We start from the raw sequence: 20,025 nt of genomic DNA on the forward strand, positions 1-20,025 counted from the left end.
CCGTATGTTCGGTCAGTTTGTTTGTCCTTCAGGAGCGCTGGTTACTTGCGGCTTTTTCAGGAGAAGAAATCGAGTTGGAAGAGAACGTTCGTTCGGTTATGATGAAGCCGGCGGAAGGAGGTATATACATGAACATAATATTGAGACATTCCTTGGAAAAACAGCTTCCGATTGATATTATATATATGAAAAAAGACGGCTCCATTTCAAAACGGACCATTATGATAAAAAAAGGGGATGAGCGGGCTGTAACGGCATTTTGCTGTACAAAAAGGCAGGTGAGAACTTTTTTGACGGGCTCCATTCTGTCCTGTGCATTTGCTTCGGGAGGCGGATATTCATTTTTAAAAGCGTATTCTTGATGCCGTCCGTTTCCGGCTGTGAATCTCCCGCCCCTGAAAATTCGGGCGTTCCTCCCTTTTTTTTTGCCCTCTCTCAACCTTTTTTCACTGATGCCCGGCATTTGAGCGCTTGAACCGTGACAATCCATTGATTTTTCGAAACCGGGAAGTTTTTCACTGATGATAATGTTAATAGAATGTTAAGATAAGACCTATTGACAAAAATCCATATAATGAACATGTCATTTTTCAGAAAGGAGCAAAGAAGGAGAGCTGATGAAAAGAATTTTACTTAATGTCATCATTATCGTAGCAATGGTCTTACTAATAAGATGTGCTCATTATGCGTCAGATCCTGATCCCTCGAATTCTTCTGATACATACACAGATTTTAAAGATTTGGCTGAACATGAAGACCCCGATGATTATCATATATCGTACAATAAGCGAAAGGGGAGCCCCGTATTGATCATGTCGCCGCACGGAGGGAGAATTGAGGGCGGGGTGAGCGAGATCGTCCGCTCTTTCAGCGATGATTATTCAACCTATCTGTTTGAGGGATTAAAAACGCATGATAACCAGACTCTTCATATTACGAGCACCAAGTTCGATGAGCCTTCAGCAGTCGAAAGCATTAAGCAGCACCATTATGTTATCGCAGTGCACGGTTATAAAGGCGACGAGAAAAATACTCTTGTCGGAGGAAGCGATCGGAAGCGGGCGAAAAAATTGGTGAGAGCTCTCGAACGAAACGGATTTTCTGCAGAATTGGCAACCTCAAAAACCGGTCTGGCCGGGGTTAACACCGAAAATATCAATAACCAGGCGCAAACCGGGCTGAGCATACAGCTTGAGATCAGCAGAGAACAGCGGGAAGCGCTTTTTGATAATTTTGATTATCGCGAAAGGGAATTCACAAAAACGGAGGAATTTTACCGGTTTGTCCGTACGATAAAAAGAGTGATCAATCAAGAGTATTCGTGAGCTTAAAAAAAGACAAATCAGTGAATGATGAGTAAACTGAAAAAAAAGGAGGTTTGTCCCTTGGCAACACATCACTTTTATTTAAAAGCAAATTGGCCCGGAAATCGCAATGACGTCGGCGATATTAAAAGCGGCCGGCTGGAAACGGCTGTGTCCATTCCTAAGGAAATGGACGGACCCGGAGAAGGCACAAATCCTGATGAAATGCTGCTTGGAGCGGCCGCGACCTGTTATATTATAACGCTTGCGGCGATGATGGAAAGAAGCGGCCTGGATAAAGAAGATCTACATATGGAATCTGAAGGAATTGTAGACGTCACGAACGGTGTGTTCACGTACCAGAAAATCATTCACCGTCCGTTTATATTATTAAAGCCGGATGCAGCCGAAACGGACTTTACGCTCGCCAGGAAGTTAGCGCAGAAAGCGGAGTCCTCGTGTATGATTTCACGAGCGGTCCGAGGAAACGTGGAGATGGGGCTTGAGGTTGAAGTAAAAGCTGCCGGCGCTTGACGAGTTCAAACGGTCAGCTCCGGGCCGTTTGATTTTTTTTAGCTTTTTGAGACTTGGAACGGTTCAGCAGGATGACGCCCGTGATGACCAAAACAAGCCCGATCATCATTTTGATCGTTATGGCTTCCTTAAAAACAATAAAGCCGACAATTGCCGTTAAAGCGGTGCCGACACCTGACCATGTCGCGTATGCGGCGGATAAATCAAGGCTTTTCAATGAGAAGCTCAAAAACATAAAAGAGGCTCCGATTCCGGCAATGACGCCGAGAGCGGGCCACAGGTGCGTAAAACCGTCCGACAGCTTCAGCATCGTGCTCCCGAACACTTCTGATACAATGGCTAATGCCAAGCAAAGTAATCCTTTCATCAGCATGCCTCTCCTTTCTACCAATTCATCAAAATGACACCGGCCAATAAGAAAAAGAGCCCGATGACGGCCTGCTTGTCCAGTTTTTCATGAAACCATTTCGCTCCGATAATGGATGCGAGCACCGTTCCGGCTCCGCTCCATGTTGCATAGGATAAGCTGAGCGGAATGAGATTCAGTGTCAGTGAAAGCATATAAAAGGCCAATGAATAGCCTGCCACTACAAGCGCGCTCGGCAAAAACCGCGTAAATCCGCGGGAGACCTTCAGCATGGCCGCGCCGATTGACTCTGATAAAATAGCAATTGTGAGGAAGATATAACCCAGAATCATATCAAATCCCCCTCTCATCATAATCCTTATGCCTTTTGTTTAAGGCAGTAAAATAAAATAATATCCGAACTTTGCCCGCCAAGTCAAGACATTAGGCCTATACAAAAAGGCCCCCGTGGAGGAGCCTTTTTGATTCGTCAATAGTAATACGGATAGCCGTAGCCGTAACCCCCGTACAAGTACGGATTGAATAAAGCGCTTCCGACAAGCCCCCCGACAAGCCCTCCGAAAAACGGTCCGCCGTAAAAACCAAACGGCCGTCCGAATCCATAACCAAACCAAGGCCGGCCAAATCCAAAACCCGGCCGTCCGAATCCAAATCCGAATCCGGGCCGCCCGAAGCCGAATCCCGGCCGTCCAAACCCAAATCCGGGACGTCCGAACCCAAATCCAGGCCGCCCAAACTGTCTCATATCACTATCTACTGCGTATGTGTATTCTTCATTCATAATTAAGGTACCTCCAAGAATAAATTTGAGATGATAACAGAGTATTCAGCCCACCAATTTTTGATTGGGCGTTTATCAAAAAAATAAAGGAGTGAGCTTTTGTGGGCCTGTATCAGTCCGATTGGTCAAAAAAACCTCCGCACACACACGCATACCGGGCGGTTACGGATGTAGTGCAGGGGCATTACCATTTGATTGAAGGCTTTTCGCAGCCGGAGAACGGCAGCAATACAGATGAGCATACACATTTCTATACGGGCATCACCTCGTTTGAAAACGGCCATTTTCATAGGTATTACGGCATTTCCGGCCCTGCCATCCCGAGGGTTGACGGAACACATTACCATGAGCTTTCAGAGACCACCTTTGCCGCCTACAATGAGCCGATTCAGATCCAGCACGGCGGCGTCGTTTACGATCCGCGGGAGGAAGGACGGAAAACGCACCGCCATACACTCAAAGGAAAAACGAGAGAGGTTGTCGGAAACGAGCCGATCGGGTGGTAGTGGACGTTTAGCGCTCAGGAAAAAGGGCAAAATGGATAGGTGCCTGAAGAAATGAATGCTATAATTAGGGGGAGATTTATAAAAGAGAGTGATACATATTGAAAAATAAAAAACAGCCTGTCGTCATACTTGTCGGACCGACGGCAGTCGGAAAAACAAAACTAAGCATCGGACTCGCGAAAATGCTGAATGCGGAAATCATCAGCGGAGATTCCATGCAGGTATATAAAGGGATGGACATCGGAACGGCCAAAGTCACCGAAGAAGAGACAGAAGGCGTGCCGCATCACCTGATTGATATTTTGGAGCCGTCCGACACTTTTTCAACGGCGGATTATCAGAAAATGGTAAGGGGAAAAATCACCGAGATTGCCGATAGAGGAAAGCTGCCGATGATTGTCGGGGGAACGGGTCTGTACATTCAGTCCGTGCTGTATGACTATACGTTCACGGAAAACTCCGGTGACCCTGTATTCCGGGAGCGCATGGAGAAACTGGCGGCTGAAGAAGGGGCGGAAGCGCTTCATGCCAAGCTTGCGGCAACCGACCCGGAAGCGGCGACAGCCATTCATCAAAACAATACGCGAAGAGTCATCCGCGCGCTCGAAATTCTGCATGTATCGGGAAAAACAATGTCAGAGCATCTTAAAACCCAAAAACGGGAGCTGCTTTACAATGCGGTTCTTATCGGTCTTACAATGGACAGAGAAGTGCTGTACGACCGGATTAACGAGCGCGTTGACCTGATGCTGGAAACCGGCCTTCTTGACGAAGTAAAGCGGCTGTATGATATGAATATCCGGGACAGCCAATCGATTCAGGCGATCGGCTATAAAGAGCTGTATGAATATCTTGATGGAAAAGTGCCGCTTCCTCAGGCTGTGGAGCAATTAAAACAAAATTCTAGGCGATATGCGAAACGCCAGCTGACCTGGTTTCGCAATAAAATGCCCGTTTCATGGACAGATATGACGCCGCCTGTTGATATTGAGCAGAAAAAAAAGGAAATTTTCGAGTGCATAGCAGGAAAACTGGAAATTTAATCGAAACAGTATTGTATTGAGAACCAAGGAGGACGAAACATGAAACCGATTAATATTCAAGATCAGTTTTTGAATCAAATCCGAAAAGACAATACGTTCGTCACGGTGTTTTTACTCAACGGCTTCCAGCTTCGCGGCCAGGTAAAAGGCTTTGACAACTTTACCGTTTTGCTCGAAACGGAGGGGAAGCAGCAGCTTATTTATAAACATGCCATCTCCACGTTCGCCCCGCAAAAAAACGTCCAGCTTGAGCTTGAATAGACTTTTTGAAAAAGACCATGAACAATGGTCTTTTTCTATGCGCATCTGTATATTGCAGGCTGTATATCGGATACATAAAAGGGGGTTCGGAAAATCGTGTTCGAAAGTGAAAATGAACTGAGAAGAATCAGGATTACGCTCGTTTGGATCGCTGTTTTTTTGCTGTTTGGAGCTTGCAGCAATCATGAGACGGTGGTGACGGATGATGACGGCGGCTTGGCGGATACCGAACCGCAGACAGAAGGCATGGTGCAGCTGGAACATAATCGTTTCGGCATCGTTGAGGACGGTTACTTAAAAATATACCGCTATGATGAAAAAACGAATAGAATCGAACTGAAAAAAGAAACGGCGCTGGATGAGCTTGAATAAATTTCACAAGCGTTCGAATTTACAAAGCGGGCCGCACAAGCTACACTAAGTACTGACATTGATCATGCAGAGGGTGAGACGATTGAAACACAAGGTGATAATCAACCATTGGGAAGAAACTTGTGAAGATGATTCCTGCTATGAATATGGAACCAGCATCATCGTTGACGGCAAAGAACTGATCAGAGAGGCTTCCATCACAAGCGCTCTGAAAGCCGTACTGAAAGAAATCGGTGCTGATGTGGAGATTGAAGAAACCGTTGAAAGCGAAAAAAAATGTGATTCTTACAAAAAATAAGAATAAAAGTCTAGACTACTAAGCAGTTTTTTTTCATGTTATGATAGACATCGGCTTACACATGACACCTTGAGTAGGATGAGAGATGATTCTCGTTCTGCTCTCTTTTTTGGGCGTTAATCGGGCTAGAGCCAAAGTCCGCTCTTTCAAAAATATGAATTTTTTATAAATCGATCTCAATATGTTGTGTTTTTCTGAGAGGTTAGTATACTATATATAGTGTTAAGAGATTCATTATTTTTGATAGGTCGTGATAAGGATGGTTCAAATCATATTTGATTCAAAGACAGGGAATGTTCAGCGTTTTGTGAATAAAACAGACTTCCAGCTGATCCGCAAGGTGGACGAAACGGACCACGTGGACACTCCGTTTGTTTTGGTCACCTACACGACAAACTTCGGCCAGGTACCGGCATCAACACAATCATTTCTCGAAAAATACGCCCATCTCTTATTAGGAGTCGCTGCGAGCGGCAACAAAGTATGGGGCGATAACTTTGCAAAAAGCGCCGATACCATTTCAAGACAATATCAGGTGCCGATCTTGCACAAATTTGAACTCAGCGGCACATCTAAAGACGTTGAATTGTTTACTCAGGAGGTAGAAAGAGTTGTCACAAAATCAAGTGCCAAAATGGATCCAGTTAAATAACGAAATCATGATCCAACAAGATGGAAAATTCCAGTTTGATAAAGATAAAGAGGCTGTACATAGCTATTTTGTTGACTATATCAATCAAAACACAGTTTACTTTCACGATTTAAAAGAGAAGCTGGATTATTTGATTGAAAACCAATACTACGAAGAGGAATTCTTAAGCCTTTACTCTTTTGAAGACATTAAAGAAGTGTTTAAGACAGCTTACGCAAAGAAGTTTCGTTTTCCTTCCTTCATGAGTGCGTTTAAATTCTATAATGACTATGCTTTGAAAACGAATGACAAGAAAAGAATCCTCGAGCGTTATGAGGACCGAATCTCAATTGTTGCGCTGTTCTTCGCAAACGGCGACACTGAGAAAGCAAAAGAATATGTGAATCTGATGATCAATCAGGAATATCAGCCGAGTACACCGACATTTTTGAATGCCGGCAGAAAACGCCGCGGAGAACTGGTGAGCTGCTTCTTGCTCGAAGTCAACGATTCCTTAAACGATATTTCACGGGCGATCGATATTTCCATGCAGCTGTCTAAATTGGGCGGCGGGGTTTCTCTTAATCTGTCGAAGCTTCGCGCGAAAGGCGAAGCGATTAAAGATGTTGAAAACGCCACAAAAGGTGTTGTAGGCGTCATGAAGCTTCTTGATAATGCGTTCCGTTACGCTGACCAAATGGGCCAAAGACAAGGCTCAGGCGCGGCGTATTTAAATATTTTCCACCGCGATATCAATGATTTTCTTGATACGAAAAAGATTTCTGCGGATGAAGATGTGCGCGTCAAGACGCTTTCTATCGGTGTCGTCATTCCGGATAAGTTCGTTGAGCTTGCACGTGAGGATAAAGCGGCTTATGTATTCTATCCGCATACGATTTATAAAGAATACGGCCAGCATATGGACGAAATGGACATGACGGCGATGTATGAGGAGCTTGTCGACAACCCTCGTGTCAAAAAAGAAAAAGTGAATGCGCGCAAATTGCTTGAAAAGCTTGCCGTTCTCCGTTCTGAGTCAGGTTATCCGTACATTATGTTCCAGGATAACGTAAACAAAGAGCACGCGAATAACCACGTATCAAAAGTGAAATTCTCGAACCTTTGCTCTGAAGTGCTTCAGGCGTCACAGGTTTCAGCTTACACAGATTATGACGAGGAAGATGAAATCGGCTTGGACATTTCCTGCAACCTTGGTTCATTAAATATACTGAATGTCATGAAACATAAATCGATTGAGCGCACGGTGAAACTCGCGACGGATTCCCTGACTCATGTATCTGAGACGACGGATATCCGCAACGCGCCGGCAGTCAGACGCGCGAACAAAGCGATGAAGTCCATCGGTTTAGGCGCTATGAACCTTCACGGTTACCTGGCCCAAAACGGCATCGCGTATGAAAGCCCGGAAGCAAGAGATTTCGCGAATACGTTCTTTATGATGGTGAACTTTTATTCCATTCAGCGTTCAGCTGAGCTTGCGAAAGAAAAAGGCGAAACGTTTGAGCATTATGAAGGCTCCACTTATGCAACGGGAGAATATTTCAATAAATACATCGAAAAAGAGTTCTCACCGGCATACGAAAAAATCGCTGCGCTCTTTGAAGGCATGCACATTCCGACAATCGAAGACTGGAAAGAGCTGAAGGCGTTTGTCGCTGAAAACGGCATGTACCACAGCTACAGACTGTGCATCGCGCCGACAGGCTCCATTTCCTACGTCCAATCCAGCACGGCGTCCGTTATGCCGATCATGGAACGGATCGAAGAAAGAACATACGGAAATTCAAAAACGTATTACCCGATGCCGGGGTTAGCGTCTAATAACTGGTTCTTCTACAAAGAAGCTTATGATATGGACATGTTCAAAGTGGTGGATATGATCGCGACAATCCAGCAGCATATCGATCAGGGAATCAGCTTTACCCTGTTTTTGAAAGATACGATGACAACTCGTGATCTGAATCGTATTGATCTGTATGCCCACCATAGAGGCATCAAAACCATTTACTATGCAAGAACGAAAGATACCGGGCAGGACAGCTGTCTTTCTTGTGTCGTTTGATTAAAGGAGAGTTTACAGTGACAAAAATTTATGACGCAGCAAACTGGTCAAAGCATGAAGATGATTTCACCCAAATGTTTTACAACCAAAACGTAAAGCAGTTTTGGCTTCCGGAAGAGATCGCATTAAACGGCGATCTTCTCACTTGGAAGTATTTGGGTAAAAATGAGCAGGATACGTACATGAAGGTGCTCGCCGGCCTGACACTGCTTGATACAGAGCAGGGGAACACGGGCATGCCGATTGTGGCCGAGCACGTCGAAGGTCATCAGCGAAAAGCGGTTCTTAATTTCATGGCGATGATGGAAAACGCGGTGCACGCAAAATCATATTCAAATATTTTTATGACGCTTGCTCCGACTGAAACGATTAATGAAGTATTTGAATGGGTTAAACAAAATAAATATTTGCAGAAAAAAGCGCAAATGATTGTCGGGCTTTACAAAGCCATTCAAAAAGACGATGAAATTTCACTGTTCAAAGCGATGGTTGCTTCCGTCTATCTGGAAAGCTTCCTTTTCTACAGCGGTTTCTATTATCCGTTATATTTCTACGGACAAGGAAAACTGATGCAAAGCGGTGAGATCATTAACCTGATCCTTCGTGACGAAGCGATTCACGGCGTGTATGTCGGTCTCCTTGCTCAGGAAATTTATAATAAACAGACAGAAGAGAAAAAAGCAGAGCTTCGTGAATTTGCGATTGACCTTCTGAATCAGTTATATGAAAATGAGCTTGAATATACAGAGGACTTGTACGATCAAGTCGGACTCTCACACGATGTAAAGAAATTCATCCGCTATAACGCCAATAAAGCTTTGATGAACTTAGGGTTCGATCCTTACTTTGAAGAAGAGGATATTAATCCGATCGTATTAAACGGATTAAACACCAAAACAAAATCACATGATTTCTTCTCCATGAAAGGGAACGGCTACAAAAAGGCGACGGTAGAACCGATTAAGGACGAAGATTTTTATTTTGGCCAAGATGAAGAGCAGATATAATATCTGCTCTTTTGGCTTGAGTGGAGAGGTAAGACAGGAGGAACGGGCATGAATAAAATGGATGAAATCATCTTGGCTGCACCGCGGAGTGACGTTTTTCAAAACGAAATGCTGACATTTCAGGGAGTCAACAGCGAGGATGAACGTATCGTAAAAATTATGGCTCAAATTGAGGCGCATTTTTTTGAAATCAGAAGAGGCGACGCGGAAGAGGACCCGCGATTTAAACAGCCGATTCCGTATGTCGTCATCCGCCGCGATGATGAGGTGTTTGTGTATGAACGGCTCGCGGGCGGAGGGGAATCACGCCTCCATAATAAGCTTTCTCTCGGCTTCGGCGGACACATGAACCCTATGGAAGGGGCGGCTTCATTTTCGGAAGTGCTGAAACAGAATACCGACCGGGAGCTGGCGGAAGAACTGTACATTCGCGAGGAGGACAAACAAAACATTGTCACACTCGGCCTGATTAATGATGATGAAAACGATGTAGGGAAGGTGCATATCGGCATCCTTTCTGCGCTCCAGTTAGCGTCTGCGGCACAAGTCGAAGTGAAAGAAAAAGATCAAATCGCCGGGCGCTGGATGAAACTGAGCGAACTGAAAGAGGAAAATGTGTATCAGCGTCTTGAAGCTTGGTCTCAGTTTGTCGCCGATATACTTCAATAACAAAAAACCCCTGTTCGTCCCAAAAAAGGGAGAGCAGGGGTTTTTTCATTTAGTCTTGCACAATGAAGGCATCAAATCCGGCTTTTTCGGCCCGCGCTGCCAACGCTTCAGCATAATCTCTGGAAGAGAATGCGCCGATCTGCACTTTAAATAAGCCGCCTTTTGGAAGCACAATCGCGTCAAAACCTTTAGACTCCGCATCGGCGGCAAGCGCATCAGCATTTGCTTTCACTTTGAATGCACCGATTTGCACTTTATATAAGTCAGCCTTTTTTTTTAGACCGAAAGCTTGCTCCAAGCCCTTGGCATGTCCTCTTGCAAGGCTTTCAATAAAACTGACTGTTTTCAGTTTGTTTGCATCAGCTGACGTATCAACAAAACCATTCTCCGTCAAAATCGCCGGCATACTTGTCTCCCGCAGCACATGGAAGTTGGCTGTTTTTTTTCCTCGGTCATTAAAACCCGATGCTTGAATCACTTGCGTGTGGACGGCTGATTGGTAAGTCGAGGTCGGCGCTCCGACACCGGGGTAAATATAGCTTTCGAATCCGGTTCCGCCTCCTGAGTTAATATGAATGGATAAAAAATAATCTGCGCCCCAGCTGTTGGCGGCATCCGTTCTTTCCGTCAGGCTGACCGTCTTATCGCTTGTCCTGCTCATTGTGACAGAAACTCCTTCATACTCATTCGTCAGAATCGTGCGCAAAGCCAGCGCGATCTCCAGCGTGACCGCTTTTTCCTGAAGTCCGTTTCCGGTTGCGCCTGAATCAGTTCCGCCATGACCGGGGTCTATAAAAATTTTAACCATTCTCCATCACCTCATTACAGCATATGATGATATTCAAAAGGTGCTTGTACGGCTGTCATTCATGAAAAAAATGAGAAATACACCCAACATTTCCCGGAAAATAAAAATAAATGGTTTGTCCTCCCGTTTTTGTTGAATACAATAAGAAATGAAAAATATTTCTCGGGAAAGCGCAGGATTCAACATTATTCCCGAAGAGAACGGAAAAAGTGACAGATAAAAAGGAAAACGGGTCTCATGATGATAGGCGGATGTCACGGAACCGCTTCATCATGAGTAAGATAAAGAGAGAACAGAGAGGTGAGCATGTTGGAGCGCGCTGTAACCTATAAAAATAACGGACAAATTAACATCATTCTTAACGGCCAAAAGCAAGTGCTGACAAATGCGGAAGCTGAGGCGGAATATCAGGCCGCCCTGCAAAAAAATGAAGCCAAACACAGCATTCTGAAAGAAATTGAAAAAGAAATGAACACATTAGTGGGTATGGAAGAAATGAAACGCAATATTAAAGAAATTTACGCGTGGATATTCGTCAACCAAAAACGGGCCGAACAAGGGCTGAAAGTCGGAAAACAAGCTCTTCATATGATGTTCAAAGGGAACCCCGGCACCGGGAAAACCACCGTCGCGAGACTGATCGGCAAGCTTTTCTTCGAAATGAACGTGCTTTCCAAAGGACATCTGATCGAAGCGGAACGTGCCGATCTGGTCGGTGAATACATCGGACACACGGCGCAAAAAACGAGAGATCTGATTAAAAAATCGCTCGGCGGCATTTTATTCATTGATGAGGCATACTCACTTGCAAGAGGCGGAGAAAAGGATTTCGGTAAAGAGGCGATTGATACGCTTGTCAAGCATATGGAAGACAAACAGCATGAATTTATTCTGATTCTGGCAGGGTACTCGAGAGAAATGACACATTTCCTGTCATTAAATCCCGGCCTGCAATCGCGTTTCCCTATCAGCATCGACTTTCCGGATTACTCTGTCACTCAGCTGATGGACATCGCAAAGCGCATGATAGCAGAGCGTGAGTATCAATTAAGCCAGGAAGCCGAGTGGAAGTTAAAAGATTACTTAATGACAGTGAAAAGCACGACAAGCCCCATTAAATTCAGCAACGGGCGCTTTGTCAGAAACGTGATTGAAAAATCGATCCGCGCTCAGGCCATGAGACTTTTAATGGGAGACCAATATTTAAAAAACGATTTAATGACGATCAAGAGCCAGGATTTACTTATAAAAGATGAGGCGGCAGCTCACGAATAGACCTCTCAGCCGGTCTGAGGGGTCTATTTTTTATTTCTCTCTTTAAAACCCGCCGGATGTGTGGTATACGCCCTGCGGGTTTGGTATGATAGTACTACTGCCCAATACGACACAGAAAGGAACATCCATTTGAACGAACAGGAAGGAAAAAAAGAAACGGTCATTTTGGTCGGCTGCCAGCTTCCGCACATGACAGATGAGCACTTTGAACATTCCATGGAAGAGCTTGCTTCATTGACAAAAACGGCTGACGGAACGGTGCTGACCCGGATTACGCAAAAACGGAACAGAGCGGATGCCGCTACATATATAGGCAAGGGGAAAGTAGACGAGCTGAAGGCGCTGTGTGAAGAGCTTGAAGCGGATCTGGTCATTTTTAATGATGAACTGTCACCGAGTCAGCTTAAATCACTCGCCACTGCAATTGAAGCGAAGATCATCGACCGCACGCAGCTTATTTTGGATATTTTCGCAAAAAGGGCGAAGACGAGAGAAGGAAAGCTTCAGATCGAATTGGCCCAGCTTCAATACGCGCTGCCGCGTCTGAGCGGACAAGGAATCAATCTCTCAAGACAAGGCGGCGGAATCGGGACGAGAGGGCCCGGTGAGACAAAGCTTGAAACAGACCGGCGCCACATTAGAAACCGCATACACGAAATTAACGTGCAGCTTTCAACGGTTATCCGCCACAGAAGCCGTTATCGGGAGAGACGAAAAAAGAACGGCGTGCTTCAGGCTGCGCTCGTCGGGTATACCAATGCCGGAAAATCAACATGGTTCAATCAATTAACGAGCTCAGACAGCTATGAAGAAGATCTGCTGTTTGCAACACTTGATCCGATGACGAGAAAGATGGCGCTCCCAAGCGGCTACAGCGTCCTTTTGTCTGATACGGTCGGCTTCATTCAGGATCTGCCGACGACGCTGATTGCCGCTTTCCGCTCAACGCTTGAGGAAGTGAAGGAAGCAGACTTGATCATTCATGTCATTGATTCATCCAATGAAGATTATGCCGGACATGAACAGACGGTCCTCGGTCTGTTAAAAGAGCTTGAGGCAGATGATATTCCGGTGCTGACCGCTTATAACAAACGTGATGAGACACTTCCTGACTTCATCCCGACAGCGGGAGAAGGCCACATCATGATCAGCGCCAGAATCGCCGGGGATGAAGCAAAACTAAAAGCGGAAATCGAAGCTTATTTGCGACGGGAGCTGATGACGCCGTATGAAGTTCATGTGCCTGCCGCCGAAGGCAAATTGATGTCGCGCATCAAATCAGAGACCATGATCGACAGCCTTTATTTTAATGAAGAAAATGAACGCTACGAAGTCTCAGGTTATGTACAGGAAGAACAAAGCATACTCGGAGAACTGAAGAAATTCATGTAAGGAAGGTATACACAACATGTTTGACACACTGACCCACGGCGCTCTTTTACAAAAAACCGCCGAAGAAACAGAAGCGGAAATCTCCGCCGTTCATAAAAGAATAGAAGAAATCAGTGAACGGAATGAATGGAGAGTCCTGCAAAGCTACAGAAAACATAAAGTAAGCGATACGCATTTTACGCCTTCAACCGGATACGGTTATGATGATATCGGACGAGATACACTGGAGAAGATCTATGCTGATGTGTTCGGAGGAGAGGCGGGACTCGTGCGGCCGCAAATCATTTCCGGAACGCATGCGATTTCAATCGCGCTCTTCGGTGTGCTGAGACCCGGGGACGAATTGCTTTATATAACAGGCAAGCCTTACGATACACTCGAGGAAATCGTCGGAGTAAGAGGCGGGGAGTATTCAGGCTCGCTAAAGGAATTTCAAATCGGATATAATGCAGTCGATTTAACATCAGAAGGCAGAGTGGACTTTGAAGCGGTCCGGGCTGCAATCCAGCCGAATACAAAAGTGATCGGCATCCAGCGTTCAAAAGGATATGCGAATCGTCCGTCTTTCAGAATAAATGAAATTGAAGAGATGATTCGTTTCGTAAAGGAAATCAAAGAAGATGTCATTGTTTTTGTGGACAATTGCTACGGAGAATTTGCAGAAGAGCGGGAACCCTGCCACGTCGGAGCGGATCTTATGGCCGGCTCCCTGATCAAAAACCCGGGCGGCGGCCTTGCTAAAACGGGCGGCTACCTTGTAGGGAAAGCCAAGTGGATTGAGGCCTGCTCTTACCGGATGACCTCCCCGGGAATCGGAAGTGAAGCCGGGGCTTCGCTTTATTCGCTGCAGGAAATGTATCAAGGTTTCTTTCTCGCTCCGCATGTAGTGGCGCAAAGCTTGAAGGGAGCGGTATTTACCGCCCGTTTTCTTGAAAAGCTCGGCTTTACGTCAAACCCTGCATGGAATGCGCCGAGAACGGATCTGATTCAATCAGTTGAGTTTCAGGACCCTGATAAGATGATCGCTTTTTGCCAGGCGATACAATATGCTTCACCGATTAATGCGCATGTGACGCCTTATCCGAGCTATATGCCGGGATATGAAGACGATGTCATTATGGCAGCGGGCACTTTCGTACAGGGAGCAAGCATTGAATTATCAGCAGATGGACCTATCAGACCGCCTTATGTCGCGTATGTCCAAGGAGGATTAACCTACGCGCACGTGAAAAATGCGATTTGCAGCGCCGTAAATGCTTTAATGGAAAAAGAGCTGATCTAGGTCGTTTGCAATTTTCAAAGAATTCGATGTTAAGATTCCTTACATTGTATTGACACAAAATATAACATCACCTATAATGAGACTAAGATAAGAAAAGGAGGAAATTGAGATGAGTGATAACATTCGCCGCTCAATGCCTTTATTTCCAATTGGGATTGTCATGCAGTTAACAGAACTTTCTGCCCGGCAAATTCGATATTATGAGGAAAATGGATTGATATTTCCAGCGAGAAGCGAAGGAAATAGACGATTATTTTCATTCCATGATGTAGATAAACTGTTAGAAATCAAAAATCTGATTGAACAAGGCGTCAATATGGCGGGGATCAAACAAATTCTGGATAAGGCATCTGCCGAACCGGAAGAAAAATCCGAAAAAACCGCCAAACCGATGAAGCACGATCTGTCTGATGACGAACTCAGAAAGCTTCTGAAAAACGAACTGATGCAGGCAGGCCGTTTCCAACGGGGAAATACTTTCCGCCAAGGTGACATGTCCCGATTCTTTCATTAATCCGTTAGCAACTGTTTTGCTATATACATTTACCTTTTAGAGGAGGAGTTTTACGAAATGGCAAAGTACACAAGAGAAGACATCGTAAAATTAGTAAATGAGGAAAACGTAAAGTATATCCGCCTTCAATTCACAGACATTCTCGGAACGATTAAAAACGTGGAAATTCCTGTGAGCCAGCTTGAAAAAGCACTTGATAATAAATGCATGTTCGACGGTTCTTCCATCGAAGGTTTCGTCCGTATCGAAGAGTCTGATATGTACTTATATCCTGATCTGAACACATTTGTAATCTTCCCATGGACGGCTGAAAAAGGTAAAGTAGCACGCTTCATCTGTGACATTTACAATCCGGACGGCACGCCGTTCGAAGGTGACCCGCGTAACAACCTCAAACGGATTCTGAAAGAAATGAAAGAACTCGGTTTCAGCGATTTCAATCTTGGACCTGAGCCTGAATTCTTCCTGTTTAAATTAGATGAAAAAGGCGAACCGACGCTTGAATTGAACGATAAAGGCGGGTACTTCGACCTGGCTCCGACTGACTTGGGAGAAAACTGCCGCCGCGATATCGTGCTTGAGCTTGAAGAAATGGGCTTTGAAATCGAAGCATCTCACCATGAAGTTGCTCCGGGCCAGCACGAAATCGATTTTAAATATGCCGGTGCCATCCGTTCTTGTGACGACATCCAAACTTTCAAATTGGTTGTCAAAACGATCGCCCGCAAACACGGTCTGCATGCGACATTCATGCCAAAACCGCTGTTCGGCGTAAACGGTTCCGGTATGCACTGCAACCTATCACTCTTTAAAGATAGCGTTAACGCATTCTTTGATAAAGACGCTGATCTTCAGCTGAGTGAAACAGCAAAACATTTCATTGCCGGTATCGTAAAACACGCGACAAGCTTTACGGCTGTCACAAACCCGACAGTGAACTCTTACAAACGCCTTGTTCCGGGCTATGAAGCACCTTGCTACGTGGCATGGAGCGCGCAAAACAGAAGCCCGCTGATCCGTATCCCGGCTTCCCGCGGCATCAGTACGCGTGTTGAAGTCCGCAGCGTAGACCCGGCGGCAAACCCGTACCTGGCGTTAAGCGTATTGCTTGCAGCAGGCCTTGACGGAATCAAAAACAAACTTGAAGCACCGGCTCCGATTGACCGCAACATCTACGTCATGAGCAAAGAAGAGCGCATGGAAAACGGCATCGTAGACCTTCCGGCGACACTGGCGGAAGCTCTCGACGAATTCAAATCAAACGAAGTCATGGTTGCAGCGCTCGGCGAGCACCTGTTCGAACACTTCATCGAAGCAAAAGAAATCGAATGGGATATGTTCCGCACACAGGTTCATCCGTGGGAGCGCGAACAATACATGTCTCAGTATTAATCTCTCAATCCCTTGGCACTATTGGTGTCAGGGGATTTTTTGGTTTCTTAACAAGTTTAATATCTTAATATAAATCAAGTATCACCCACAAAACACCCACAAAAAAATTACTCCATAATTGTGGAGATATAATCCTCATTCATATGCTACACGTAAAAAAAGGTATGTCATCGCTATTGATAAACTCCATATTGTATTCTCGTTTTTTATTTGTTTTGATGATCCATTCGTTTATCTTTTTCAGCTACAGCCAATTGAACCTCTTTTTTGTGGAAAAACCACGTTTAGACTTTTCTTTAAATTTTTGAAGGAATCGGTTGACGCTGGTATCAGCCCGTTTCCTTCAATCAGAGATTCTTTCATATTAAATGAACTGAAGGTTAAGCAGATGGAAAGGGCGTTAGAAAACAGCCTGGACGATGAAGAACGCATGATCCTTGAGAAAAAATACTTAGCAGCCAGCCAAACGAAAGACATTCATATTTATATGGAACTCGGCATGAAGAAGGGCACCTGTTATGAAATAAAACAGCGTGCCATTGTTCGCATTGCTACAGCACTCGGAATAATCTGAGTGTCTTTTTGTAGTAAGCAGTTGTGTAGATGGGATTTCCTATTTTAACGTTATATGGTGTATTTTTCATTATGACTATGTTAGTCTCCTTAAAGGAAGGATAATAATTTGAAAACAAAAATAGTAAGCTTGCTTCTTGTATTGAGTTTAGTCTGCGGATTTGCACTTCCTTCTTATGCTAAGACATCGATGAAAGGTAAAAACCAATGTTTCTGGAATGAATGTTATAAGTCAGTCTGAAGGTGAAGCATCTTATACAATCGAATATGGCGGAAAACAGTATTTTATTGATCAAAAAACTCTAGATAAAGGAACCTCTAAAGAGTCGATTAAAGTTGATCAATATTTGTTAACTGATGGCCATCGAACACTAGTCGATTCTGCTACAGTTAATATTTCTGATGAATCAAGTGAGATGTCAACTCTAGCAAAATGTAGAGGGAAACAAGGTGTTTCGGTAGCAATTCCTATAGTCAAGGTGAGCATGAATTCGTGTGTAATTAAAAAATTCTTAGATATTGTTGAGGATGCTGACGGTATAGCAGGGGCTATCGCCGGGATAGCAGCATTGATAAAAAAAATACCTGGGATTTCAGTATATGCTGGAGCAATTGCAGGGGCAATGTTTGCTGGTAAGTATGCCATAAAAAAAGTATCCGATAATGGAAAGTACGGAATTTCTTATAATTGGATAATTGGTACCCCTGTTGTTGTACCTTGGAGAAATGGTTAATTATTAAGGCGGTAATGTCAAATGAATCGTATATTAGTCTCAATAGCTATTATTATATTCCTGATTGAATATATTGTAGCTCCACTCACAGATATAGATACCGGAAAATACGGCACGTTTATAGGCTTAATATTATTGAGTATTACGGTTCTAAGGCTATCTGATAATGACAAATCATAAACTTTTGAAGGGAGCAGACTTCGGTCTGCTCTTTTTTATTTATTTTATTGGGTGTAAAACGAAAACTAAGTGACAAATTCCCGACAAAACAGGGGACATTTTAGGGGACAAAAAGGGGGATTATTTATGTTTGAAATCTCGATAAACTTAACCTATCGACGAAATGCGATAAATAAAACTTATCGAAATATACGATTAAAGCGTCTTTCTCTTATCAAGACGAATTCGGATACGGAACAAAGGTGTTGAGGAATGAAGCCAAAACGAGAGGAGCATTCTGAACCTGGATAGCAGCTAGTCTGAGGCGTCCGTATCGGGAGAATAGTGATATCGTGTTTCATTGTGCGATCTTGCTATACTTGGCTTCCTCTCGGAGTATGGGTGAGATCAATCTTTAAAAAGTGATTAACATAAGGGCGTAAAAGATTAGATTGCCTAAACTTTTTTAGACAAATTCTGCATACTATTCCATTGTCCTTTCCTTTCATTGATAATAAGGTAGGAGGGGATTAACTTGGATCAGTTTTCATTTGTACAAGATGCCGTAAGTAAAGGAAATGATTTATCTAGTGACTTGTTCGCTGTTTATATGGATATTGCATCGACATTTCAGAATTACGAAACAACCTTTAAGTATTTTTATGAAAAAACAAAAGAAGATGTTGAGGCTAGAAACAATTCAAACGGTGAACATTTATTAATAGAGCCGATTATAATTCCTTCTGTTTCCAGTGCGTTATTTACTGGAATATATGGTGATTTTGAATACTTTCTTAATTTAATTTGCAATGCTTATAAAACAAAACATGGTTATAAGATCGATCTAAAAGATATATCAGGAAATGGTATTGAAAGAGCTGTTTTGTATTTAACTAAGGTTGTTCAAGTTAGAGACTTAAAAAATACACCTGAATGGAATAAAATAAGGCACTGGAATAGAATTAGAAATATTATTGTGCACAATAATCGGGTTATTAGAAATAAAGAAGATAAAGATTCAATTATTTTTTTGAACCTTAATATTAATAAAAAGCAAAATAGAGTGTATCTTTTAATAGATGATTGCAAAAGGTTTCACGGTCTTATATTGAATTTTCTTAGGATATGTATTTGAGTAGTTTTTCGTTCGACAAATTCTGCAAATAGCTCCTTTGTCACGATCCTTAACCGATAATAAGGTGGGAGGTGAGGAAATTGAAACATCAAGAGAAGTATAGACTTTCAAAAATAATACAAAAATTAATTGATGAGGACATTGCTTTAAGAAAAGTAACCAATACTGTATCAGAAGAATTTGAAAAAGAAAGAACCGAAGAATTACAAGGGATAATTGAACATCTAGAAAAAAGCTCAAACCATTTAAAAGAATCTATTAAAGAAATTGAACAAATAACCTTGAAGTAATAGTCACCAAAGAATTAGAGTATTTGGAGCTGAATAATTTGAACCAAATTAATTTACTTCTAAGATTTTTGCTTGAAGTTGCTGCACTAATCTTTATCGGGTTATTTGCTTGGAGTCATTTCAATGGTTTTTTAAGATATGTTTTAACTTTAGTATTACCGATATTAGCAATGCTAATTTGGACTGTATTTGCAGTACCTAACGATCCAAGCCGAAGTGGTCAAACTGTAATAGCCGTAAATGGAGTTATAAGATTGATTATTGAATTACTGATCTTCGCAATAGCTGTTGCGGCGATTTACTTTAGTGATTTAAAAACAGTTAGTATTATCTTTTTTTGTTTAATAATACTACACTACATAGCTTCAGTTGAACGTATAAAATGGCTTCTAAATCAATAAAGCATCATTATAGATTCAGCACCCTTTATAGGGTGCTTTTTCATGTTCTCTGTAAACTGATTCCGGTAAATCTCAGGATAGACTATTGGCGGTTAACGGCTTGAGTGCGGTGGCAGTTTAGAAAGAATAAATATGTGATTTAAAGGGAATCGTTCGACAAATTTCGCGATTGGTTTCTTTTTGATATGCTTAACCGATAATATATAAGAATGAA

The 20,025-nt window shown here is 43.4% G+C and carries 26 protein-coding genes; 22 read left to right on the forward strand and 4 right to left on the reverse strand.

Going from position 1 to position 20,025, the window contains the following annotated elements:
* Positions 1-128: 128 nt before the first annotated feature.
* From G4O42_RS08665 to G4O42_RS08675, 3 genes are all read left to right on the forward strand, one after another.
* Complete coding sequence (locus G4O42_RS08665) at positions 129-362, forward strand: hypothetical protein (protein WP_032875236.1); 234 nt, start codon at positions 129-131, stop codon at positions 360-362.
* 255 nt (positions 363-617) lie between these two features.
* Entirely contained in the window at positions 618-1,325 is a 708-nt protein-coding gene (locus tag G4O42_RS08670) for a poly-gamma-glutamate hydrolase family protein (protein ID WP_032874983.1), read from the forward strand.
* A 60-nt stretch (positions 1,326-1,385) separates the two neighbouring features.
* The gene (locus G4O42_RS08675) at positions 1,386-1,838 is read left to right on the forward strand and encodes an OsmC family protein (protein WP_032874985.1); all 453 of its coding nucleotides are present in this window, start codon (positions 1,386-1,388) and stop codon (positions 1,836-1,838) included.
* A gap of 13 nt (positions 1,839-1,851) precedes the next feature.
* Here G4O42_RS08675 and erbB read toward each other — a convergent pair whose 3' ends face one another.
* From erbB to G4O42_RS08690, 3 genes are all read right to left on the reverse strand, one after another.
* Positions 1,852-2,205 carry an SMR family multidrug efflux transporter EbrB gene (gene erbB / locus G4O42_RS08680; RefSeq protein ID WP_032874987.1) on the reverse strand — a complete coding sequence of 118 codons (354 nt, stop codon included), beginning with the start codon at positions 2,203-2,205 and terminating at the stop codon, positions 1,852-1,854.
* 17 nt (positions 2,206-2,222) lie between these two features.
* Positions 2,223-2,537, reverse strand: coding sequence for an SMR family multidrug efflux transporter EbrA (erbA, locus tag G4O42_RS08685; RefSeq protein WP_007410378.1), 315 nt, complete (start codon positions 2,535-2,537; stop codon positions 2,223-2,225).
* Positions 2,538-2,674: 137 nt separating this feature from the next.
* Positions 2,675-2,986: a hypothetical protein gene (locus G4O42_RS08690; RefSeq protein WP_007611594.1), complete on the reverse strand. Its 312-nt coding sequence runs from the start codon at positions 2,984-2,986 to the stop codon at positions 2,675-2,677.
* 101 nt (positions 2,987-3,087) lie between these two features.
* Between G4O42_RS08690 and G4O42_RS08695 the strand changes: the two genes are divergently transcribed.
* From G4O42_RS08695 to G4O42_RS08735, 9 genes are all read left to right on the forward strand, one after another.
* Positions 3,088-3,492 carry a YmaF family protein gene (locus G4O42_RS08695; RefSeq protein WP_014417831.1) on the forward strand — a complete coding sequence of 135 codons (405 nt, stop codon included), beginning with the start codon at positions 3,088-3,090 and terminating at the stop codon, positions 3,490-3,492.
* A 98-nt stretch (positions 3,493-3,590) separates the two neighbouring features.
* Positions 3,591-4,535 (forward strand): tRNA (adenosine(37)-N6)-dimethylallyltransferase MiaA, encoded by a 945-nt coding sequence (gene miaA / locus G4O42_RS08700; RefSeq protein WP_032874989.1) that lies wholly within the window; start codon positions 3,591-3,593, stop codon positions 4,533-4,535.
* Positions 4,536-4,574: 39 nt separating this feature from the next.
* Entirely contained in the window at positions 4,575-4,796 is a 222-nt protein-coding gene (gene hfq, locus G4O42_RS08705; protein WP_003154064.1) for an RNA chaperone Hfq, read from the forward strand.
* 96 nt (positions 4,797-4,892) lie between these two features.
* Positions 4,893-5,168, forward strand: a complete 276-nt coding sequence (locus tag G4O42_RS08710) for a YmzC family protein (RefSeq protein ID WP_032874991.1) — start codon at positions 4,893-4,895, stop codon at positions 5,166-5,168.
* 82 nt (positions 5,169-5,250) lie between these two features.
* Positions 5,251-5,466, forward strand: coding sequence for a hypothetical protein (locus G4O42_RS08715; RefSeq protein ID WP_003154062.1), 216 nt, complete (start codon positions 5,251-5,253; stop codon positions 5,464-5,466).
* 259 nt (positions 5,467-5,725) lie between these two features.
* A complete protein-coding gene (gene nrdI / locus G4O42_RS08720; RefSeq protein ID WP_003154061.1) occupies positions 5,726-6,118 on the forward strand; it encodes a class Ib ribonucleoside-diphosphate reductase assembly flavoprotein NrdI in 393 nt (130 codons plus the stop codon).
* Positions 6,078-8,180, forward strand: coding sequence for a class 1b ribonucleoside-diphosphate reductase subunit alpha (gene nrdE, locus G4O42_RS08725; protein ID WP_007611605.1), 2,103 nt, complete (start codon positions 6,078-6,080; stop codon positions 8,178-8,180). Before nrdI ends, nrdE begins: the two co-directional genes overlap by 41 nt.
* Before the next feature lie 17 nt (positions 8,181-8,197).
* Entirely contained in the window at positions 8,198-9,187 is a 990-nt protein-coding gene (nrdF, locus tag G4O42_RS08730; protein WP_012117608.1) for a class 1b ribonucleoside-diphosphate reductase subunit beta, read from the forward strand.
* 48 nt (positions 9,188-9,235) lie between these two features.
* The gene (locus G4O42_RS08735) at positions 9,236-9,856 is read left to right on the forward strand and encodes a hypothetical protein (RefSeq protein ID WP_032874993.1); all 621 of its coding nucleotides are present in this window, start codon (positions 9,236-9,238) and stop codon (positions 9,854-9,856) included.
* A gap of 49 nt (positions 9,857-9,905) precedes the next feature.
* Here G4O42_RS08735 and G4O42_RS08740 read toward each other — a convergent pair whose 3' ends face one another.
* Positions 9,906-10,664 (reverse strand): N-acetylmuramoyl-L-alanine amidase, encoded by a 759-nt coding sequence (locus G4O42_RS08740; protein WP_032874995.1) that lies wholly within the window; start codon positions 10,662-10,664, stop codon positions 9,906-9,908.
* Positions 10,665-10,970: 306 nt separating this feature from the next.
* Between G4O42_RS08740 and spoVK the strand changes: the two genes are divergently transcribed.
* From spoVK to G4O42_RS08795, 10 genes are all read left to right on the forward strand, one after another.
* Positions 10,971-11,939, forward strand: a complete 969-nt coding sequence (spoVK, locus tag G4O42_RS08750; protein WP_015417523.1) for a stage V sporulation protein K — start codon at positions 10,971-10,973, stop codon at positions 11,937-11,939.
* Between the two features lie 129 nt (positions 11,940-12,068).
* On the forward strand, positions 12,069-13,331 hold the full coding sequence (gene hflX / locus G4O42_RS08755) for a GTPase HflX (protein WP_015239904.1): 1,263 nt from the start codon (positions 12,069-12,071) through the stop codon (positions 13,329-13,331).
* A 16-nt stretch (positions 13,332-13,347) separates the two neighbouring features.
* On the forward strand, positions 13,348-14,613 hold the full coding sequence (locus G4O42_RS08760) for a methionine gamma-lyase family protein (protein WP_012117612.1): 1,266 nt from the start codon (positions 13,348-13,350) through the stop codon (positions 14,611-14,613).
* A 109-nt stretch (positions 14,614-14,722) separates the two neighbouring features.
* Positions 14,723-15,127 (forward strand): transcriptional repressor GlnR, encoded by a 405-nt coding sequence (glnR, locus tag G4O42_RS08765; protein ID WP_007611631.1) that lies wholly within the window; start codon positions 14,723-14,725, stop codon positions 15,125-15,127.
* A 57-nt stretch (positions 15,128-15,184) separates the two neighbouring features.
* On the forward strand, positions 15,185-16,519 hold the full coding sequence (glnA, locus tag G4O42_RS08770) for a type I glutamate--ammonia ligase (RefSeq protein WP_007410365.1): 1,335 nt from the start codon (positions 15,185-15,187) through the stop codon (positions 16,517-16,519).
* Between the two features lie 253 nt (positions 16,520-16,772).
* Positions 16,773-17,093 carry an ArpU family phage packaging/lysis transcriptional regulator gene (locus tag G4O42_RS19955; protein WP_045555048.1) on the forward strand — a complete coding sequence of 107 codons (321 nt, stop codon included), beginning with the start codon at positions 16,773-16,775 and terminating at the stop codon, positions 17,091-17,093.
* A gap of 217 nt (positions 17,094-17,310) precedes the next feature.
* Positions 17,311-17,826, forward strand: a complete 516-nt coding sequence (locus G4O42_RS08780; RefSeq protein ID WP_032874999.1) for a hypothetical protein — start codon at positions 17,311-17,313, stop codon at positions 17,824-17,826.
* Positions 17,827-18,520: 694 nt separating this feature from the next.
* The gene (locus G4O42_RS08785; protein ID WP_032875001.1) at positions 18,521-19,120 is read left to right on the forward strand and encodes a hypothetical protein; all 600 of its coding nucleotides are present in this window, start codon (positions 18,521-18,523) and stop codon (positions 19,118-19,120) included.
* Positions 19,121-19,200: 80 nt separating this feature from the next.
* Positions 19,201-19,410, forward strand: a complete 210-nt coding sequence (locus G4O42_RS08790; RefSeq protein ID WP_025851137.1) for a hypothetical protein — start codon at positions 19,201-19,203, stop codon at positions 19,408-19,410.
* Positions 19,411-19,439: 29 nt separating this feature from the next.
* Positions 19,440-19,811: a YrdB family protein gene (locus G4O42_RS08795; protein WP_032875241.1), complete on the forward strand. Its 372-nt coding sequence runs from the start codon at positions 19,440-19,442 to the stop codon at positions 19,809-19,811.
* Positions 19,812-20,025: the final 214 nt, after the last annotated feature.

Source organism: Bacillus sp. LUNF1 (genome assembly GCF_011008975.1).
Taxonomy (GTDB): domain Bacteria; phylum Bacillota; class Bacilli; order Bacillales; family Bacillaceae; genus Bacillus; species Bacillus velezensis.